This is a genomic window from Brevibacillus sp. M2.1A (assembly GCF_013284355.2).
Taxonomy (GTDB): domain Bacteria; phylum Bacillota; class Bacilli; order Brevibacillales; family Brevibacillaceae; genus Brevibacillus.
In genome coordinates this window covers 3847706-3866621 of record NZ_JABSUY020000001.1, presented here as the reverse complement: position 1 = coordinate 3866621, position 18916 = coordinate 3847706, and the positions used below count along the sequence as shown (strand labels likewise).

General features: G+C 47.7%; 17 protein-coding genes. 14 read left to right on the top strand and 3 right to left on the bottom strand.

What is annotated here, in order from left to right:
- Window positions 1-4: 4 nt before the first annotated feature.
- Window positions 5-736 (top strand): ABC transporter permease, encoded by a 732-nt coding sequence (locus tag HP567_RS18550; protein ID WP_173607730.1) that lies wholly within the window; start codon window positions 5-7, stop codon window positions 734-736.
- Window positions 737-998: 262 nt separating this feature from the next.
- On the opposite strand, the gene HP567_RS18545 is transcribed toward HP567_RS18550, so the two are convergent.
- The gene (locus HP567_RS18545; RefSeq protein ID WP_173607729.1) at window positions 999-1541 is read right to left on the bottom strand and encodes a hypothetical protein; all 543 of its coding nucleotides are present in this window, start codon (window positions 1539-1541) and stop codon (window positions 999-1001) included.
- A 179-nt stretch (window positions 1542-1720) separates the two neighbouring features.
- On the opposite strand from HP567_RS18545, the gene dacB reads away from it, so the two are divergent.
- The 10 genes from dacB to HP567_RS18495 all read left to right on the top strand — a co-directional run bounded on the left by dacB (window position 1721) and on the right by HP567_RS18495 (window position 14622).
- Window positions 1721-4615, top strand: coding sequence for a D-alanyl-D-alanine carboxypeptidase/D-alanyl-D-alanine endopeptidase (dacB, locus tag HP567_RS18540; RefSeq protein ID WP_173607728.1), 2895 nt, complete (start codon window positions 1721-1723; stop codon window positions 4613-4615).
- 165 nt (window positions 4616-4780) lie between these two features.
- On the top strand, window positions 4781-5845 hold the full coding sequence (locus HP567_RS18535; RefSeq protein ID WP_173607727.1) for an Ldh family oxidoreductase: 1065 nt from the start codon (window positions 4781-4783) through the stop codon (window positions 5843-5845).
- 80 nt (window positions 5846-5925) lie between these two features.
- Complete coding sequence (panD, locus tag HP567_RS18530) at window positions 5926-6318, top strand: aspartate 1-decarboxylase (RefSeq protein ID WP_173607726.1); 393 nt, start codon at window positions 5926-5928, stop codon at window positions 6316-6318.
- Between the two features lie 38 nt (window positions 6319-6356).
- On the top strand, window positions 6357-7049 hold the full coding sequence (locus HP567_RS18525) for a YheC/YheD family protein (protein WP_217366845.1): 693 nt from the start codon (window positions 6357-6359) through the stop codon (window positions 7047-7049).
- A 181-nt stretch (window positions 7050-7230) separates the two neighbouring features.
- Window positions 7231-8586 (top strand): branched-chain amino acid transport system II carrier protein, encoded by a 1356-nt coding sequence (gene brnQ, locus HP567_RS18520; protein ID WP_173607725.1) that lies wholly within the window; start codon window positions 7231-7233, stop codon window positions 8584-8586.
- Between the two features lie 131 nt (window positions 8587-8717).
- A complete protein-coding gene (locus tag HP567_RS18515; protein ID WP_173607724.1) occupies window positions 8718-9923 on the top strand; it encodes a DUF418 domain-containing protein in 1206 nt (401 codons plus the stop codon).
- A gap of 221 nt (window positions 9924-10144) precedes the next feature.
- Window positions 10145-11557 (top strand): FMN-binding glutamate synthase family protein, encoded by a 1413-nt coding sequence (locus tag HP567_RS18510; protein ID WP_173607723.1) that lies wholly within the window; start codon window positions 10145-10147, stop codon window positions 11555-11557.
- A gap of 6 nt (window positions 11558-11563) precedes the next feature.
- A complete protein-coding gene (locus HP567_RS18505) occupies window positions 11564-12358 on the top strand; it encodes a YqjF family protein (RefSeq protein ID WP_173607722.1) in 795 nt (264 codons plus the stop codon).
- A 127-nt stretch (window positions 12359-12485) separates the two neighbouring features.
- Entirely contained in the window at window positions 12486-13661 is a 1176-nt protein-coding gene (locus tag HP567_RS18500) for an acyltransferase (RefSeq protein ID WP_173608357.1), read from the top strand.
- Window positions 13662-13722: 61 nt separating this feature from the next.
- Window positions 13723-14622: a DMT family transporter gene (locus HP567_RS18495; RefSeq protein ID WP_173607721.1), complete on the top strand. Its 900-nt coding sequence runs from the start codon at window positions 13723-13725 to the stop codon at window positions 14620-14622.
- Window positions 14623-14756: 134 nt separating this feature from the next.
- Here the strand turns inward: HP567_RS18495 and HP567_RS18490 are convergent, their stop codons facing one another.
- Entirely contained in the window at window positions 14757-16064 is a 1308-nt protein-coding gene (locus tag HP567_RS18490) for an aminotransferase class I/II-fold pyridoxal phosphate-dependent enzyme (RefSeq protein WP_173607720.1), read from the bottom strand.
- A 178-nt stretch (window positions 16065-16242) separates the two neighbouring features.
- Here HP567_RS18490 and def point away from each other — a divergent pair, with 178 nt between their 5' ends.
- The 3 genes from def (at window position 16243) to HP567_RS18475 (ending at window position 18063) form a co-directional block, all read left to right on the top strand.
- A complete protein-coding gene (gene def, locus HP567_RS18485; RefSeq protein ID WP_173607719.1) occupies window positions 16243-16803 on the top strand; it encodes a peptide deformylase in 561 nt (186 codons plus the stop codon).
- Window positions 16800-17810 carry a homoserine dehydrogenase gene (locus HP567_RS18480; RefSeq protein WP_173607718.1) on the top strand — a complete coding sequence of 337 codons (1011 nt, stop codon included), beginning with the start codon at window positions 16800-16802 and terminating at the stop codon, window positions 17808-17810. Before def ends, HP567_RS18480 begins: the two co-directional genes overlap by 4 nt.
- A 100-nt stretch (window positions 17811-17910) precedes the next feature.
- Window positions 17911-18063, top strand: a complete 153-nt coding sequence (locus HP567_RS18475; RefSeq protein WP_173607717.1) for a hypothetical protein — start codon at window positions 17911-17913, stop codon at window positions 18061-18063.
- Window positions 18064-18127: 64 nt separating this feature from the next.
- On the opposite strand, the gene HP567_RS18470 is transcribed toward HP567_RS18475, so the two are convergent.
- A complete protein-coding gene (locus HP567_RS18470) occupies window positions 18128-18916 on the bottom strand; it encodes a CAP domain-containing protein (protein ID WP_173607716.1) in 789 nt (262 codons plus the stop codon).

Below are 18916 nucleotides of genomic sequence, written 5' to 3'. Positions count from 1 at the left end.
TTGCATGATATTCAGATGTTTGGGAGTAGAATGGGTAAAACTTCGCCGTTCTCGTATATGGCTCGTTTTGCTTGTGCTACCTGTTTTCAGTACGCTGATCGGCTTTGCGAACTACTGGATGAACCAAGCGATCCTGCAAAATGGCTGGTACAGCCTGTGGACGCAGGTGAGTTTGTTCTACGGAGAATTTTTCTTGCCCATTCTCATCGCGATCTGCTGTTCGTTTGTGTGCAGACTGGAGCATGTAAATCGTAACTGGAATGTAATCCTGACAGCGCCTGTATCAATTCCAACGATTTTTTTCGCGAAGCTGGTGATAGTTGGTGTTCTCCTTTTTATTGTGCAGCTTTTCTTCTTTGTGCTGTATATTTGTGCAGGTTTCATGGCTGGACTGCACACACATTTTACGTTTCCTCTGGAAGTGTTCGGATGGATCATGCGAGGCTGGCTGGCTTCGCTCACCATCATCGCCTTCCAGCTATGGCTTTCCACGCGGATACCGAGCTTTGCTGTACCTGTCGGCATTAGTGTTTGCTCTGTTTTTGTAGGGTTGGGCTTGTATGTGTCGGGGCTCGGGATGTTATTTCCTCAGTCACTTTTAACGATTGGCATGGGCGTGCTCAGTCAAGAGAGTTTGACGCTAGGAGAGCTGGGGGCGTTTGTAGTCATGTGTGTACTTTTCGTGACGAGCGGTTGTGCGCTGGGGATTCGTCGTCTTACGAGAGAAGGTCTTTAACAGTTTTCACCATATTAACGGTTTCCCTTTCCTGCCAAACAACCTTATAATAGAAGGTGAATGCTTGAATGAGGAGAAGTTTCCATGGACGACAAACACATAAACAAGACGAATAGCAAATGGGTGATCTGGGGGTTTATTCTCAGTGTACTCGCTTGTGCTGTGTCTATGGTGATTTTCATCTACGTGATGCGCAACTGACAGCACATGATGGTAACGTCAAAAAACCGCTCGTTAACGAGAGCGGTTTTTTGCTATTTCATTAGCGGGATATTGCCGTTATTTTTCGGATGACTTGTTCTTGTGATAGCTGATTCAACTCGGTAAAGCCAAGGTTGGAAAGAGCAATGGTTTTTCCTTGATAGATTGGATAAACACCTTGCCAGAGACCTGCTGTACTGTACATCTGTGATCCGCTCACTTTTCGTAAAAATAATAAATAATTTCCTTCCGCCAGCGGCCCAGGATACTGCAGATTGAGCGGACTGGAGGCATCGGGAAGCGGCTCTACGCCAGTGCTTAGCACAGTTACTCGTCTGGATGCTGTGCCTTTTATGGCCTTTTTTACCTGGAGTCTTTGTGTGTAGTTCACGATCTTGCCTTGGGGAATGTTGCGTCCCGTGGGATAAGCCCGATGGGTACTGTCTACCTGCGCGATGACGATTAAGTCGCATTTTTTGACGAGCTCCGCAAGGGAAGAATAGGGGGAGGGATCTACTTGTACGCGCCCGATGTCGGTTTGGGCATGGACGGGGAATGAAAAGGCGCAGAGAAGGGACAGACAGAGGAGCAATCGATAGAACATGAAACCATTTCCTCCAAACAAAAGAAGTCTTGAAGGTAGTATGAACGGAATGGCTATCCTTCATGCCTGTAGACTTTTAGTATAATGGTAATATTCCGAATAAATAGAATACGTGCTATCATGATGGCGTACTGTGATTTGTTGGTGGAAATCGCCCAGACTATGACAAGGAGGTTATCATGAATCATTTATTTGCTTTTCGACGTGTCGGTACGTGGTTTTTCGTGTTGGCTCTCTTGTTGCAGGTAGCAGCTTCGCCTGCGCTAGCCAAGGAAGAGACCGCTTCTTCTAGTCCTCTTGCACTCAGCATAGAAAAATTCCTCGCCGATTTGAAAAACGATGAGAATAGCAAGGGAATGTACGCTGGAATCGCGGTCTACGATCTAACCGACAAAAAGTACGTATATACGCACAATGCCAAACGTAATTTTATCCCGGCCTCCAACATGAAGCTGTTTACGACAATTGCAGGTCTGGATAAGCTGGGGCCAGACTATCAGTGGAAGACCGAAGTGTTTGTTTCAGGAAAGGTAAATAACGGTGGCATTTTGCAAGGAGATCTGATTTTAAAAGGCTATGGGGACCCTAGTCTGAAGCCAGAGGATTTGCAGCAAATGGCAAAAGCCATCAAAGATTTGGGGATCAAACGAATCAATGGAAATCTGCTTCTCGATGACAGCTATTTCGATGAGACCAGATTGGGTACGAGCTGGATGTGGGATGATGAACCGTATGGGTACAGCGCCCAGATCAGTGGATTAGCCGTAAATAAAAACGTTGCGACTCTAACCGCAATCCCTGGAAAAACGGTGAACGATGCCCCCGTCCTGACCATGAACCCAGCTACTACATACATAACAGTCACAAACCAGTTGAAAACGACAGCGGGCAAGGAGAGCAATGTGCTCATTGAGCGTCCGCGCGGAAAAAATGAAATCATCGTATCCGGTACGATTGGGATGGAAGCAGCTCCTTATGCTGAAGATGTCACGATGGAAGACCCGGCATTGTATGTGGGCGATCTATGGAAGGATCAGTTGCTGAAACAAGGGATTGCCTTACATCCGAAGACAGAAGTGAAAAAAAACGTGCTGCAAAGCGGAGTACCGCTCTATACTCACTTGTCCAAACCGTTGGGTGAGATCACGGTGGAGCTCAACAAGGATAGTGACAACTTCTATGCGGAGATGCTTGTAAAGACACTGGGCGTTACCCAGAAAGGTGAGGGGAGCTTTGAGGCAGGCAGTGAGGCGGTAGCAGACGTGATGAAGCGAGCTGGCATTGAGTCAGGCTTCCGTCAGGTAGATGGCTCGGGGTTATCGAGATTTAATATGATCACTCCGGAACAGATAATCGAAACACTCATCTTTTTGCAGGAGCAAGAATATCGAACGGAATTGGAAAAATCACTCCCAATCGCAGGAGTAGACGGCACCTTGAAAAACCGCATGAAAGGAACCAGTGCGGAAAAGAACCTGGTAGCAAAGACAGGCTCATTAAGCGGAGTCAATACCATGTCGGGTTATGTAATGGCAAAAAATGGTCATAAGCTCGCTTTTTCGATTTTGATCAACGGCATTTATAAATCGAAGTATGCAAGGGAGCTGCAGGATCGAATCGGAATTTTGTTAACAACCTACCCGGATATCGCAGCACCGGAAGGATTCAGCCCTCCAGAGAAAAAGACGTACCCACTCTCTGCTATGATCGATCCCATCCTAGATACCCCGGAAGCAGCAGGGGTAACGGCCGGAGTTATGATCAAATCGTTGGATTCAACAGGTGACCCTGTTTTATACGAACGGGATGCGGACACACTGCTTACCCCTGCTTCGAATCTGAAGCTGCTGACGACTGCCACGGCGTTGAACCAGTTTGGCTCGGATTACGTATTCAAAACGGAAGTGTATGGAGACGTCCCGATCACCTCTACAGGCATACAACAAGGCAATCTGTATGTGAAAGGATACGGTGACCCTACCTTGCACACAGAGAATGCGCTAAAAGCGCAGGAAGGTGTGTCGATTGAAAAAATAGCAGGGTGGCTCAAGCAACAAGGAATCACGCGTATCAATGGGAACCTCGTGATGGATGACAGCTACTTTGACCAACAACGGCTTGGCCTCGGCTGGGCATGGGATGACGAGAGCTACTATTACAACCCGACCATAGGGGCTCTTGCCATGAACCGTGGGACGGTCATGATCGAATTCAAGCCCGCTAACGATGCTGGAGAACCAGTGAAAATCAACGTACTTCCCAAAACGGCTTATGTGCAAGTGATCAATGAAGCCAAGACCGTACAAAAAGGCGAGGAAAATACATTTGCTATTCTGCGTGACCGTGGAACAAATACCATTCGACTGTCAGGGAACCTCCCGCTTGATCATGAAGGGGATTACGAGCGAGTCCCTGTGGAAGAGCCAGCCAAGTACGTAGGGACCGTGCTGAAAGAGACGCTGGAGCAAGAAGGAATTGCGTTTGCTCCGAAAAGCGAAGTGCTGATTAAGCCAGTTCTTCCAGCAGCAGTAAAATGGACACAATTTGAGTCACTGCCTCTAAAGGAAATCGTACAGTACCTCAATAAACGAAGTGACAATTACTACGCAGAAATGCTCCTCAAGACGCTCGGAGCTGCAAAGAAAGGGATAGGGAGTGCAGCCAATGGTGCAGAGGTCGTTCAGGAAACCGTAGCTTCGCTCGGCGGAAATACCACCTTCGACATGATGGATGGCTCAGGATTGACCCGCTACAATCTTATTTCTGCTCGGCAGATCGCATCTGTACTTGAGGGGATGACCACGGAATCGAATTTTGCCGCTTATGATGAATCTTTACCCATAGCGGGAATAGATGGGACACTGAAAAGCCGCTTGAAGGACACAGCCGCTGCGAATAATCTTCATGCGAAAACAGGTTCGATGACAGGTGTGAACACGCTGTCGGGCTATATCACGACCAAAGGCAAAGAGAAGCTCATCGTATCGATTATGTTCAATGGGTATGTCGAGGATGAAGAGCTGTTTACCAAGATGCAGGACCAGATCATTACGGTACTAGCCAATTATGAATAGGAATCACGCAAAAAAGGAGCCCCAATTCCGGGAGCTCCTTTTTCTGTTGGCGTCCCCTGAACTGGGTCAATGCCTGTAGCGGTCAATCAGCAGGCGACATATCTATATTCAGATCAGGAAGCAGGCGAAGTACAGAACAACGGTGAAGGAGGGGAAAAAGAGAAGATGCACCCTGCACTCTTTCATTGGAAGCGTTTGGAGCAAGTCGTAACAGAAGTGCTTGTTCAGGCAGGTGCCAAACATAAGCACGCAAGGCTTGTCGCAGAATCTCTCGTTCATGCTGATTTGCGCGGCATCGAATCCCATGGTTTAGCGAGGCTGCCGATCTATATCCAACGAATCGAAGCAGGCTTGATTGAATTGAATGATGAACCAGTGGTATGGAAACAGGAAGGAGCAACAGCACTGGTAGACGGCAAAAACCAACTGGGTGCGGTCGTCGGGGTTGCGGCATTGGAGGAAGCGATCAAGTTGTCGCAGCAGATGGGAATCGGGGCAGTAGGTGTTCGTCATTCCAACCACTTTGGCTCCTGTTCGTACTATGCAGAACGAGCGATAACAGAAGGGAGGATTCTTCTGGTCCTTTCCAATGCCCCCGAAGCCATGGCGCCAACAGGAGGGATTCGCCCTTTTTTCGGAACGAATCCGATTGCAGTGGGGATACCGGCAGGGAAAGAACCATCCTTTTTGCTAGATATGGCTACAAGTGTCGCTGCCAGAGGAAAAATCGCCTTAGCCGTTAAAAAAGGAGAATCCATTCCTGCGGATTGGGCCATCGACCCCAATGGGAATGAAACGACTGATCCCACACAAGCCTTGCTAGGCTCACTATTGCCGATCGGGGGAGCAAAGGGTTATGGATTGGCGATGTTCATCGATATCTTGTGTGGGCTGCTCACGGGTGCTGCGACAGGGCCACATGTAAAAAGTCTGTATGACAATTGGGACGATCCACAAAATGTTGGACATCTATTCTTGACAGTGGATATTGAACGATTTATGCCACTCCCCGATTTTTGTGCCAATATGGATGCCTACATTCGTGAGGTGAAAAGCATACCTACGAAAGAAGGTGTATCCGAAATTTTCATTCCTGGGGAGATCGAGTGCCGAAAAAAGCAAGAACGTTTGGAAAACGGTATCCCATTCGATCCGAATCTGACAAAAGAACTCAGCCAATTATGCCGCACCTATGGAGTCGATTTGCGCGCTGCGTATCATACCCCCTAACTTTCCTTTCGCAGGAGGTTTCCTGGACAATCCATGGGACATAGACTAATGTCATCGGTTTGGAAAGGAGTGAACCGCTTATGCAGCGACACATGTGCAAAGGCAAAATTCACAGGGCGACAGTTACGCAGGCCGAACTGGATTACGTGGGGAGTATCACAATTGACGTTGCTCTCATGGATGCGGCAGATATCAAGCCGTATGAAATCGTGCAAATAACCAGTTTGCGGAATGCAACGCGCTGGAAAACATACGCATTACCCGGAGCGTCGGGTAGCGGAGTCATCTGTCTGAACGGTCCGCCTGCCCACTTATTCTCGCCAGGAGATCTTGTCATCATTTTGAGTATGGGCATGTACGATGAATCCGAGGTCGAACAGCTCGTTCCCAAGGTCGTGTTTGTGGACGGACAGAATCGTATCACGAAAATAGAGGAGCATCATCTGATAAAGAATGGAGAGACACTGCCATAAAACCGCCAAACGTTGGAAAATGGGGCAAGCATAAGCACTTGGTTAAAGACGAACTTTTGCAGGAGTATTTGCCCAAAACCCGCGTGTACTCTCCAGAAGAGCTATGGCAGTATGCAGAAGCGTTTACACACGTGATGCTGAAGCCTTCGGGAGGCGGCGGTGGGGCAGGAATTATTCAAGTAACGGCACGTGGAGAAGAGAAGTATTTGGTCCACAGCGGGAGTCGTCAGCGTCTCGTAGAGGGGAAGGAGGCCACGATCCGATACGTGGAATCGCTGTTTCGACCAAAAACATACCTGCTCCAGCCACGTATCCCACTCGGTAGAATCAACGGCAAGCCTTTTGATGTGCGTGTCATGATCCAGCGCAGGAACAACAAGGAGCCTTGGGTGATAACAGGGTGGTGTGCAAAGCTAGCAGGTCCGGGCTATGTCGTGACAAATGTGGCTCGCAGCCGCGGAAAAGTCTTGCCTATCCAGACGGCAATCAAGCTGTCCAATATAGAAGCAGGCCCGCACCTCTTGCGTGATATCCGCATGATAGCTACGGCGGTAGCGAATCGATTGGGAAGAGCCTATCCGACACTCCGGGAGATCGGTTTGGACTTAGGGATTGATGTGGATGGCAAACCGTGGATTATTGAGGCCAATTTCCGTCCTTCTCTTTCTCTCTTTCAAAAGCTGGAGGATAAGACCTTTTACAAACGAATTGTTTCCATGCGAAAACGATAAGAGGAAGACCACTTGTCGAGGTTGCTCAAACGGTAAGATATGGGCAGGTGGTTTCCTCTTTTTTCTATTGCGAATGAAGTGTGAAAAATCTTTCAATTACAACTATGGCGTTGCTACTAGCGAAGGAGCGCAAAAGTTGATAGAATGCCTCTCAATAAGATGGGAGGTAATATACACGTCGATGATAACCTTGTCTAAGAAAGAGATGCTGCTGGTCAGTTTTATGCTGTTTTCGATGTTTTTTGGTGCAGGAAACCTTATTTTTCCACCCTATCTGGGTCAAGAGGCTGGTTCCCTTGTTTGGCTGTCGATTGCAGGCTTTGTACTATCTGCTGTTGGTCTTCCTATTCTTGGTGTGATTGCTATCGCAAAGGCAGGGAGCTTTTACCAATTGGCAAGTCGTGTTCATCCAAGCTTTGCTCTTATTTTTCCTATTTTGATTTATGTGTCGATTGGACCCGCACTTGCCATCCCGCGTGCAGGCAGTCTCGCTTACGAGATGGGAATGGCACCGTTTTTGCCGGCACAAGCCGCTGATTCCACCTGGAGTCTTTTCCTCTATACGCTTGTATTTTTTGGCATTGTCTTTTGGTTCAGTCTGACTCCTTCCAAATTGATTGATCGTTTTGGGAAAATATTGACGCCTACACTATTGACAATGATTGCATTGATCTACATCAAGAGCTTATTCACACCACTCGGTCCAACGGGGGTACCAGCAGGAAAATATGCCACCAATCCGGTTGTGCAAGGTTTTCTGGACGGGTATTTAACGATGGATGCTTTGGCTGCACTCGTATTTGGAATCGTGATCGCCAATACACTGCGGAGCAAGGGAATCGAGGACAAGAAGCAACTGTCAGCGAATATGATCAAAGCAGGTCTCGGAGCAGGCATGTTGCTGACATTCATCTATGTCGTTTTGGGATTGCTGGGTTCATCCGGTGCCTCTTTAGGAAGACCGGAGAATGGCGGGCTACTCCTGACAGCAATCATGAGGCAGCTATTTGGGACAAGCGGTACGCTGATTCTTGGTGTCATCTTTACCGTTGCTTGCCTCTGTGTATCAATTGGACTCGTAACTTCTTGCAGCCAATACTTTCATGGACGATTCAAAGGTTTGTCTTACAAAGGATGGGCGATTATTCTCTGTGTCCTGAGTATGGGGGTTGCAAACCTGGGACTATCGGAGATTTTAAGTGTATCTGTCCCCATTCTGGGAGCTATTTACCCGATTGCTATCGTACTCATTTTGCTGGCGCTGCTAGAGCGCTGGATACCTGCGCATTCGTCTGTGTATATGACGACTGTCGCAGTTGTGACGGTTTTTGGTATCGTGGATTTGATGAATCTTACGTTTTTTAATCAGGGCTGGAACGATATTTTGGGTGTCCTTCCGTTTTATAAGGAAGGTGCCGGTTGGATCATGCCAGCGATATTTGCTGGTTTTGTCGGTGTTCTGCTCGACCTTCGGAAAAGGACAAACCGCACAGGAACAGGAACAACAACAACAACAACAACTTCCCCATCAAAATAAGGCAGCATGTAGAGAGGGCTTCGTTTTTGCGAAGCTCTCTTTGTTGTGGAAGAAGCATTTGTTACTTTTTCCGAGGTTCATCCGTATTAAAAGTGTTAAAGCTTAAGCAGCAGTTGAGGAGGTTCATTGACGTGAAAGTAGCACCTGTAGCGGAAGGTGAGCGCATTCGACAGCTAGATGGGATTAGAGGCTTTGCCCTTCTGGGGATTGTGCTGGTGAATATGCCGTCATTTTTATATCCCATCATGTTCTTGCCAGATGCAGGGATGGTCAATACCCATTCGGAAATGGATAGTTGGATACGGCTTTTGTTTAACATGTTTGTACAGGCGAAGTTCTACACCATCTTTTCGTTTTTGTTTGGGGTAGGTTTTTTTCTGTTTATGCATCGCGCCGATAGCAAACAGTTGCCTTATCGGAGTCTGTTTACTCGCAGATTATTCGTGCTGCTGATTGTGGGGATGGCCCATCTTGTTTTCCTCTGGTACGGAGACATTCTTCATACGTACGCCTTAGCTGGTTTTCTTTTGTTGCTGTTTTACCACAGGCAAGAAAGTACGATCAAGAGATGGGCGTGGACGCTTTTGGTTGGTATGCAGGCCCTCTCTGCTCTGACTCTGACCGTTCCTGAGGAGCTCGTTCCTATACCAGATCAATCACTACTCATTCAAAAAGCTATCGATGCTTATACCAATGGGTCGATGATCGAGTGGTTGCAATTCCGGGTTGGTTACGAAATTCCGCTCGTTCTTTCCTTTGAGTTTTTTGTCATTCTATCGGTATTTCCTCTCTTTTTATTCGGATTCTTGGCAGCCAAGCGGGGAGTATTCGAGAGGACGGAAGATTTTATTCCAGCCATCCGCCGCGTTTGGTGGCTCGCACTGGGCCTGAGTGTTGTGCTTGTACCAATGATTCCTCTTGTTCAGTTTGGCGTTGTAAAATTTCCTGCCTCAATCTGGATCACCGTTCAAACATTTGTTACATGGAGCGGTCTTAGTCTATGCGCTTTTTACATCACATCACTGCTGCTTCTTTATCGGAAAGAGAGCGGCAAGCGCATGCTAAAGCATTTCGAACCGGTCGGCAGAATGGCGTTAAGCAACTATTTGAGCCAAACCATCATCGCTGTGTTGGTTGTGCGTGTTGGACATTTGTACGGAACGCCTGCGTTGGCTCTCGGATTGGTGTTTAGCTTGGGAATCTTCACTGTGCAAATCTTCGTTAGTCGCTGGTGGCTTGCCAACTATCAGTTTGGTCCGGCAGAATGGCTTTGGCGCTGCTTGACATACGGTAAATTTGTACCAATGAAACGAAAAGGAGGATCTCATGCGATTTGACACTCTCATGACAATTGCTGTCGTGCTTGTGCTGACGTCCTGTTATTTTTATTTGTGGAGAAGGCTTGGCTCGAAAACGTCCAGTTAATTTGGACGTTTTTTTGTACCTTCAGCGTCAGGGCAGAGCATCGGATAAAAGTGGAAGGATTGGGGCAAAATTTTCCTATCTCATAACCCGAGTAAGTAATAGCAGCGCTCTGACAGTAGGAAGGAGAAAGAGGATGGCGGGCAACTGGATTCCGTTTTTGATCGGCTCCTTTGTAGGATCGATGGCAGCACTCATCGTGGTGGGACTGCTTTTGATCTGTCTTTTTCGTCCTCTTACCCAGTGGGTGCTCGCCAAGTTTATGAAGCGCATTATGTCAGACCGCTATCCGGAAAATATTTTTGAGATGGTCTCTGCAATGACCAAAGTCAGTCCACGTTACGTCCTGGAGAACAGCTTGCGAGCAGCTGCTGGACAAGCTATCGAGCGTCCTTTCGGAAGTCCACGCAAGTTCTTGAACTTCGATAGCTTGATATTTTCACCTGCACAGCTGGCGAAGATGCCTTCGAGTGAGGATACAGAAGTGGATATGAAAATCACGATTGGACCGATGGCAAAAAAGCCGTTAACTTTGGACATTCCGCTCATGGCAGGGGCCATGGGATACGGTATCGGTGTAAGTGAGGATGTGAAAATCGCGATTGCAAAAGGAACGGCCGCCGTGGGGAGTTTGACGAATACGGGTGAAGGTCCATTACTGCCGGAAGAAAGGAAATTCGCCAAACATCTGATTCTCCAATACAACTCGGGAAAGTGGGCAAAGGAGCCGGAAATTTTGCGACAGGCGGACGCCATCGAAATCCATTTTGGGCAGGGGGCGACTGCAGCTGCCGCGAGCTTTATCCCCGCTGAATATATCAAGGGAAGAGCTGCTGAAATCATGGGGGTTCAGGATGAAGAAATGATCGTCATTCCTTCGCGGCATCCGGAAGTAACAAAGCCGGAGGATCTAAAGAAGCTCGTAGACAAGCTGCGCACCATAACAGACGGCGTTCCGATCGGCGTCAAAATCTGTGCTAGTGCCATTCTTGAAAAAGACCTGGAGATTGTCATCCAAGCCGGTGTAGATTTTATCAGTATTGATGGCGGGCAAGCAGGGACAAAAGGAGGACCTCCCATCCTGGAGGATGATTTCGGTTTGCCGACGATTTATGCGCTTACCCGCGCTGTACGCTATTTGAAGAAAAAAGGTGTAAAAGAACGAATTACCTTATTGTCCGGGGGCGGATATAATACCCCGGGGGAGTGCTTGAAAGCGATTGCTTTGGGAGCAGACGGCATCTTTATGGGGACGGCTGTTTTGTGGGCGATGACTCATGATCAGGTGACAAAAGCCATACCGTGGGAACCACCGACAGAGCTAACCACCTATCCAGGAAGCTTGAAAAACAAATTCGACCCCGAATCAGCCGCGAAATATTTGACTAACTTTTTTCTTTCGTTTGTGGATGAGATGGAAATTGCCATCCTCGCGCTGGGGAAAACGTCTCTTCGTGATGTGACCGCTGCGGATCTCGTCTCACTCGATGAGATGACGAGCAAAGTGACGAAAGTACCCCTTGCCTATCATTCATCCTCTTCCAGTTAGAATCGCTTGATCGACGTACGAATGGGAGGGATTCGTATCGAACAGAAGATCATCCAAATCAAGTCGCCCGCACAGTATAACGGATGGACCATGACGCAGACGTGGGAGCATCTTCTTTTTTTACATTGGGCAATTTCCCCAGCGTCTATTCGAGCACTGATTCCAGCAGGACTTGAACTCGATACCTACAATAACATGGCTTGGATCAGTATTATCCCGTTTTTGCTGAGTGGCGTGCGTCTGCGTAGGATGCCATCCGTACCATTCACGACGACTTTTCCTGAAATCAATGTTAGAACGTATGTGAAGGGGAAAGGGAAGACGGGCGTGTATTTTCTTTCTCTGGATGCGTCGAATCCTTTAGTAATCAAGATTGCAAAATTTTGGTACCGACTGCCGTATTATCGGGCCCAAATGGCTTTTCAACGCCAAGGGGATGAGATCGATTTTACCTCTCGACGACTATCTGGTCTACCTCAGTCACCCTCGTTCGAAGGCAGCTACCAGCCTCTCAGTGACAAATTTTTGGCCAAAGAGGGAACGCTGGTGCATTGGCTAACAGAGCGATACACGCTCTTTTGCAGGTGTAGCAGAACGAAGCAATTGATGTTTGCGGATGTAGTACACGAGCCGTGGCAGCTACAGGAGACAGCCTTTCATATTCGTGAAAATGCGATGACCGAAAACCTGTCGATCCCACTCACGGATTCTCCACATTTAGCACTGTATTCACGTGGGGTACAAAGTCTGATTTGGCCGATTCGAAGTCTAGCGGATCTATATTCGGATCAAGGTGGATAGTAGTGACTGATACTGCTCCAAAGGGTATCAGTCTTTTTGATTTGAGGCTTGCCAGACTGACTTTTGGTCGGTAAGATGGAAGGTAGCACTTTTTTTCGCAAGAACAGGAAGGATCTGGTATTTGGTTATGGCTCGAAAAGAACGAATTGGTGAGTTGGATCTGATCCGGGCCTTTGCATTCTTGGCTGTGGTTTATCAGCATGTCATTGGTGTGTACATCCGTGAGCCGGGTCTGACAGAGCAGGTGTCGATCATCTACGGAATGTTGTTTCATTTGCTAAAATTCGCGGTACCAGCATTCATTTTCATCACGGGTCTTGTTTTGTTTTACAACTACGCTGAAAAAGTGAACTATATTTCCTTCACGCGTAAACGGATAACCGAGATTTTGGTCCCGTATGGAATATGGTCGGTGGTCTATCTTTACTTGATGGAGAAGCCTTTGGGTGAGGGAGCAGCGTTCGTTTGGAATGTAAGCAAAAATTTCCTGACAGGTACATCCTCGTATCATCTGTGGTTCGTCGTGATGATTTTTCAGTTCTATCTTTTGTATCCGTTTTGGCAAAGAGTATTTGAACTTTTCCGCAGATTCGTGACAAGCCGCTTTCGTCTCGTTCTCGCTCTTGGTGTCACCGGATTGATTTATGGGGGCCTCATGTGGTTTTCAGCGCGGTACATCCCGGCGCACGGTTTTCGGTTCGATATGAATTGGCTTGATACGTATTTCATCAAATACCGTGATCGAAATGCGTTCTATTATTTCTATTACTTTTTGTTCGGTGGCTTGGTCGCCTTCACGTTGCCTGCTTTTCGTGCCATGCTGAAAAGATACTGGTACTGGATCATCATTTCGGTTGGTGTCCTGTACGCAGTCATTGGCTATGAGCTTTTCCGTGAATCAGGGCAAGGCCAAATCAATTTAAACGAAGCGACATCCTTGAAACCGTCCATGTTCCTCTATACGATGGCTTGCTTGCTGGCTGTGTACGCTCTCTGCCTATGGGTGAGCAAAAAGCAGTCCAAATGGACACATTGGCTAGGACTCCTTGGGAAGTATTCGTACGGAGCTTATTTGATTCATGCGCTGATCTTGACATACTTGATGAAGTTTTTGCGCGAGCTTCAGCTTTTTCACACGGGCGTGTGGGGGAGTATGGTAGCATTCGTCTTGTGCTCCATTCTTTCATTTGCCGTATCATATGGGCTCGGAAAACTGCCGTTTGGTTCCTGGCTAGTGGGGGCAGCAGAGAAAAAGACAAAAAAAGTCCCGTCCTCTCAAAAAGAATGGCAAAACGCAGGGTAATCGCAGGCAGTTTGACCAGATGCAGAGAATTGTTGGAGCTTGAAGGGAGAAGCGAGACGTCATGCTGTTAGCTTACATACAGTTAGCCATGGCTATGGCCTTGGTCGGAAGCAACATCTCCATCGGAAAAGAAATTGTTTCCCATGTTCCCGTGTTTTTGTTTTCGGAGCTGCGCTTTTTGCTCGCGATTGTCATCCTATTGCCGTTGCTCGCTATGCGTGGCGAATGGAAAATGTCTTGGAGCCGTGAGGAAGGCAAGGTGTTATTCTGGCAGTCGTTTTTTGGCGTTTTTTTGTTTAGTATTTGCATGTTGTATGGCGTTCAGTGGACGACTGCTACTGCCGCCGGTATCATTACGAGTACGGTACCTGCCTGCATCGCTTTGTTTTCGTTCTGGATTCTCAAGGAAAAATTACACGCCAACAGCTTAGTGGCGATCGGTCTTTCTGTGGGCGGCATCGGCTTCATTACGTTCACAGGAAGCGGAGGGGAGCAAAACTGGGTAAGCATGCTTGGCAATTTGCTCGTGTTTTTTGCGGTCGTCAGCGAAGCGCTTTTCACGATTTTCGCCAAAAGACTATCTGGGAAAATTACGCCTTTTCAAATGACGACTGCGATTAATGTCATCAGCTTTGTCTTGTTTCTTCCGTTTGCGATCTGGGAAAGCTTGCGGTTTGATTGGAGTGCCGTACCTGCACATGTATGGTGGCTTCTTGTGTACTATGCGTTTACGGCAAGCGTCTTATCTTTCTTTCTCTGGTACAAAGGAGTGGAGAAGGTGGAGGCTTCCAAAGCGGGCCTGTTCACCGGAATGATGCCGATAAGCGCTGCTCTCGTGGCTGCCTTTTTCTTGAACGAAGCATTTACTTGGATGCATGGGGTGGGGATGATCCTGGTGCTCGCCTCCATTTTTATCGGGACACAGCAGCCTCGTCGTATGCGTTCGTCAATTGATAGCTAATAAAATAGCATGATGGAACAGGTCTCGGAAACCCTCGCATTTATACTTCTTGGGTATTCGGGGCCTTTTTTGAAAGAAAACGAAAAGCGCCCAGACACGAGGTCCAGACGCTTGTTCAATAGAGCCAGTTACATTTATTTGGTCAATGCCTTTTCCAAATCTTTCACACCGCTGTAGACTAGTTCGAACAAGTCCGCAATGTTTTCTTCTTCAATGCAAGAGAAAGCGATACGCAAATCGGTTTGACCGAGAGCGATTGTACCGACGCCATACTGTTCCAGCAAGTGCTGGCGCAATGCTTCCGCTTCGACAGTCTTTAGCTTGAGGCACATGAAGTAGCCGGAGTTGAATGGATAGTAGGTCCACACGTCATCGTATTTACCGCTGTCGAGCACTTCCTTGGTGCGGTTGGCGCGGCCTTTCATGATATCGAATTTCTCCTGCTTCTGTGCTTTGTACTCCGGTGCAGTGATTGCCTGCAGGACGAACGTTTGGGAAGGATGTGATCCGCTGGAAAGAGTCGCACGGATGATTCCCATTGTCTTCTGCTCCAAAGCACTGAGCAAGTCGCTGGATGGGGATGCATACGTAATGAAGCCAACACGGAAGCCCCATACGTAATCCTCTTTAGTAGCCCCATCTACTTTTACAGGCAGAATGCGAGGGTGAACGTCGCACAGGCTAGCGAAGAGAGATTCGTGCATCGAATCCTCGAAGAACAAGCCGAAGTACGCGTCGTCCGTTACGGCAACAATGTTGATCCCAGCCTCTGCGCCTTCTTTTAGTGCAGCGACGATTTGTTTTCCTTCCTCTGGACCTGGTGTATAGCCAGTTGGGTTATTCGGGAAGTTGAGTACGACGATGGCTTTGCCTTTGTCTTTTTGTGCGAGAATGGCATCACGCAAAGCAGCAGCATTAAATTTCATCTCGTCGTTATACAATGGGTAGTAGACCATTTTCGCACCACGGCGGATCGAAAACGTAAGCTCGTAGTTTTCCCAGTTTTTGTCCGGGATGATGACGCTGTCGCCGCTGTCAGCGAACAAGTCAGATACGATGCTCAGACCATGGGTCAATGCGTTTGTAACGATTGGGTTACTAAACGTATGATTAGCCAGTGCAGGCTGTTCCTCGATCATTTTTTTACGCCATGCTGCACGCAGCTCAGGCTTTCCTGCTGGGGGAGCATATTCGTAAATGTCTTTTGGCTGGTAAGCAGACAGGTTATCCTGGATGACCTTAAGGTGCATCGGTTGACCATTTTCCAGTGCAATCCCGATGGTTGCATTGTACTTTTTCGCTTTTGCTTTCGCTTCTGCCGACTGGCTGAGAATCCCCTCTTTAGGGAAATAAATCAGCTTGGCGATATTGGATAGCATTTCATACACGTGCGGGTTTTCTCGTTGGATGGTTTCGTTCAGCGTTGATGCTAATGAATGCATGGTAGCCTCCCTTTTCATATACAAACATCTATCTTTACCAATAAAGATAGCGTATCTACATGCATTTGTCACCCTTGCCCAACGGGATATTTCAGATTTTACGAGGTTCCTTTTGACAGCGAGGACCTGATTTGCTACCTTGAAATCGAAAACTGACTAATGCGGGAGGGAGAAGCAAATGGCTGAACGCAGGATCGTTCGCCTGGGGGACCCTGTCTTGCGTGAAACTTCAAAAAGAATACTATCCATTACTCCGCAGGTCGAAAAGATATTGGATGATATGGCCCAAACGATTTACGCTGCGAAAGGTCGAGCAGGCTTGTCTGCGATCCAGATTGGCATCCCGGAGCGTTTAGTCGTGATGGATTGCGGTAGCGGCTTGATTGAACTAATCAATCCGGTGTTGGTGGAAAAATCCGGTGAGCAGGTAGGGCTAGAAGCTTGTCTTTCGATACCAGGTGTTTTTGGAATCGTTCGTCGGGCGAATTATGTCAAAGTTCAGACGCTGAACCGCCAAGGACAAACAAAGACAATCGAAGCGGAAGATTTCCTGGCTCGGTGTATTCAGCACGAGATGGACCATTTGGAAGGAATATTGTTTATTGATCATACGGAAGAGATCTACTCAGCGAAAACAGGAAAGAAACTGAATCGCAAGGATTTGCTCCGGATACAAGATAAAAGTAGAAAAAATGGTGGAAATAAGCGACGCATAAACAGCAAGGAGATTGACTCATGAAACGTTGGAACATTATGTTAACAGGCTTCGGAACAGTAGGACAGCAGGTGGCTCGACTGCTGGAGCAGCGAAGGGAGAGGTACCGCGAGCTATATCAAGCGGATGTCAGACTCGTGGGAGTCGTTCGTTCAGCTTCCGGCCTCTACGATGAGAACGGAATCGATTCGGGAAAATGGGCAGACTATGCTCATACAAAACAAACAAGGAACCCATCTTGGAACGCGCTGGAATTTATCAAGTCAGCTCAAGCAGACGTGCTCATCGAGGCAGGTCCATCTGAAAAAGAGGGCGGACCCGGTCTTACTTTTATTCGTTATGCTTTGGAGAATGCCATGCATGCGATCGCCATTTCAAAAGGCGCACTTGTAGTCGATTATGCTGGCTTAGCCGCTCTTGCCAAAAAACATGGCGTCGCATTGAAAGGGAGTGGAGCAACAGCAGCAGCTCTGCCGACGATCGATCTGTTGCAGTATAACTTGGCAGGCTGTGAAGTAAAACGCGTCGAAGGTATTTTTACGGGAACGACAAACTTCGTGCTCACAAAAATGATGGAAGAGGGGCTCACCTGTGCAGAAGCAGTCGAGCTCGCTCAGAAGATGGGGATTGCCGAACCGGACCCTTCCTATGATATCGATGGATGGGATACAGCTTCGAAGCTCACGATCTTGGCAAACGCTGCTTTTGATGCGCAAGTAAAACTAACCGATATAACACGCGCAAGTATTCGCGAAATAACCTCGTTACAAATCGAGGCATGGAAAAAGCACTCGAAGATTCCCAAGCTGATCGGAACGATCCAAAAGGAAGCGAATGGCACGGTATCTGTCGCAGTAGATTTATGTGCGGTGGATCTTACCCATCCATTTGCATCTGTATCTGGTACGACAAAAGCCATACGGGTAGAAACAGATGTCATGGGGGATTTATTGGTCGTTGGAGGAAAATCAGATCCTGTGGCGGCAGCGGCGGCTGCCTTAAAAGACCTTGAACATATTATAAGCAGATAGGTTCATTTGCATGTGCTTCCAGTGTTCCTTAGGAATGAGTCGTTTAGAACCGCGTGCATACTAGGGATGTACCACCAATAACGGTGAGGGGGCCATACGGATGAAACAATCGTCTGATGTCAATGCCGAGCTGCAGCAAGTATCTGCTTACCCAACGAAGCAAGAAATGAATCAAAAGGATGTTGCTTTGCTCAATGAGCAGGAAAGCTGCTGTACCCCCAAAAAACAGGCGGCAGAAGCGAAGCGAAAGTAACGCGTACACGAAAAAGCCGGGTCTCGATTACGAGACACCGGCTTTTCGTTTATCAGGCAGTGTTCTACCCGATAAATTCTTGTACCCAGTAGCCATTTGTGAAGCCTACACCAATTTTTGTGAAATCAGGGTTCATAATGTTTTGGCGGTGGCCTTCACTGTTCATCCATTGTTGCATAACTTCTTGTGGACTCTGTTGACCCATGGCGATATTCTCGCCTGCAGTCGAGTACTGAATGCCATACTGCTTCATCATGTCAAATGGAGAACCGTACGTTGGACTGTTGTGGTCAAAATAGTTGTTAGCAGACATATCTTGTGCTTTTGCCAACGCTACTTTGGACAGTGCCGCATCCATTTGAACAGGTTTGAGACCTGCTTTTGCACGTTCTTGGTTCACCAAATCCGCGACTTGTTTCGCAAAATCACCAGTTTTAGCTTCATCCGCTTGATTTACCGGAGCGGCAGGCTGAGTGACATTATTGCTAGGTTGTGCTGGTGCCGTTTGAACTGGTGCTGGTTGTGCTGGAGCTTGTTGTACGGGTGCTGGTTGGAAAGTTCCTGGTTGAATCGGGCAAGGTTGTACAGGTGTTGCTTGTCCTTGCTTAACAGGTTGCATTGGCTGTACTGCTTGTGGCTGGCCAGGAACAAAGCCTTGTTTTTGGAAAAAGTTAAAGAACTGTTGTGCATTTGGTGCTTTTTGGAATTGTCCCATATTTTGACCCGCATTGAATTGGAATTGTCCGTTCTTCAATGGGCAGTTAGATGCTGCGGAAGCAGAAGAAGCAAACCCTGTCAAAGCCAAGCCCAGACCAAGAGTCATCGCGATTGTAACAGAACCAAAACGTTTCAT

What these genes read in the sequence shown, in the direction of transcription:
- HP567_RS18550 (WP_173607730.1), top strand. Translation starts at nt 5, where the DNA reads ATGATATTCAGATGTTTGGGAGTAGAATGGGTAAAACTTCGCCGTTCT.
- HP567_RS18545 (WP_173607729.1), bottom strand. Translation starts at nt 1,541, where the DNA reads ATGTTCTATCGATTGCTCCTCTGTCTGTCCCTTCTCTGCGCCTTTTCA.
- dacB (WP_173607728.1), top strand. Translation starts at nt 1,721, where the DNA reads ATGAATCATTTATTTGCTTTTCGACGTGTCGGTACGTGGTTTTTCGTG.
- HP567_RS18535 (WP_173607727.1), top strand. Translation starts at nt 4,781, where the DNA reads ATGCACCCTGCACTCTTTCATTGGAAGCGTTTGGAGCAAGTCGTAACA.
- panD (WP_173607726.1), top strand. Translation starts at nt 5,926, where the DNA reads ATGCAGCGACACATGTGCAAAGGCAAAATTCACAGGGCGACAGTTACG.
- brnQ (WP_173607725.1), top strand. Translation starts at nt 7,231, where the DNA reads ATGATAACCTTGTCTAAGAAAGAGATGCTGCTGGTCAGTTTTATGCTG.
- HP567_RS18510 (WP_173607723.1), top strand. Translation starts at nt 10,145, where the DNA reads ATGGCGGGCAACTGGATTCCGTTTTTGATCGGCTCCTTTGTAGGATCG.
- HP567_RS18500 (WP_173608357.1), top strand. Translation starts at nt 12,486, where the DNA reads ATGGCTCGAAAAGAACGAATTGGTGAGTTGGATCTGATCCGGGCCTTT.
- HP567_RS18495 (WP_173607721.1), top strand. Translation starts at nt 13,723, where the DNA reads ATGCTGTTAGCTTACATACAGTTAGCCATGGCTATGGCCTTGGTCGGA.
- HP567_RS18490 (WP_173607720.1), bottom strand. Translation starts at nt 16,064, where the DNA reads ATGCATTCATTAGCATCAACGCTGAACGAAACCATCCAACGAGAAAAC.
- def (WP_173607719.1), top strand. Translation starts at nt 16,243, where the DNA reads ATGGCTGAACGCAGGATCGTTCGCCTGGGGGACCCTGTCTTGCGTGAA.
- HP567_RS18480 (WP_173607718.1), top strand. Translation starts at nt 16,800, where the DNA reads ATGAAACGTTGGAACATTATGTTAACAGGCTTCGGAACAGTAGGACAG.
- HP567_RS18475 (WP_173607717.1), top strand. Translation starts at nt 17,911, where the DNA reads ATGAAACAATCGTCTGATGTCAATGCCGAGCTGCAGCAAGTATCTGCT.
- HP567_RS18470 (WP_173607716.1), bottom strand. Translation starts at nt 18,916, where the DNA reads ATGAAACGTTTTGGTTCTGTTACAATCGCGATGACTCTTGGTCTGGGC.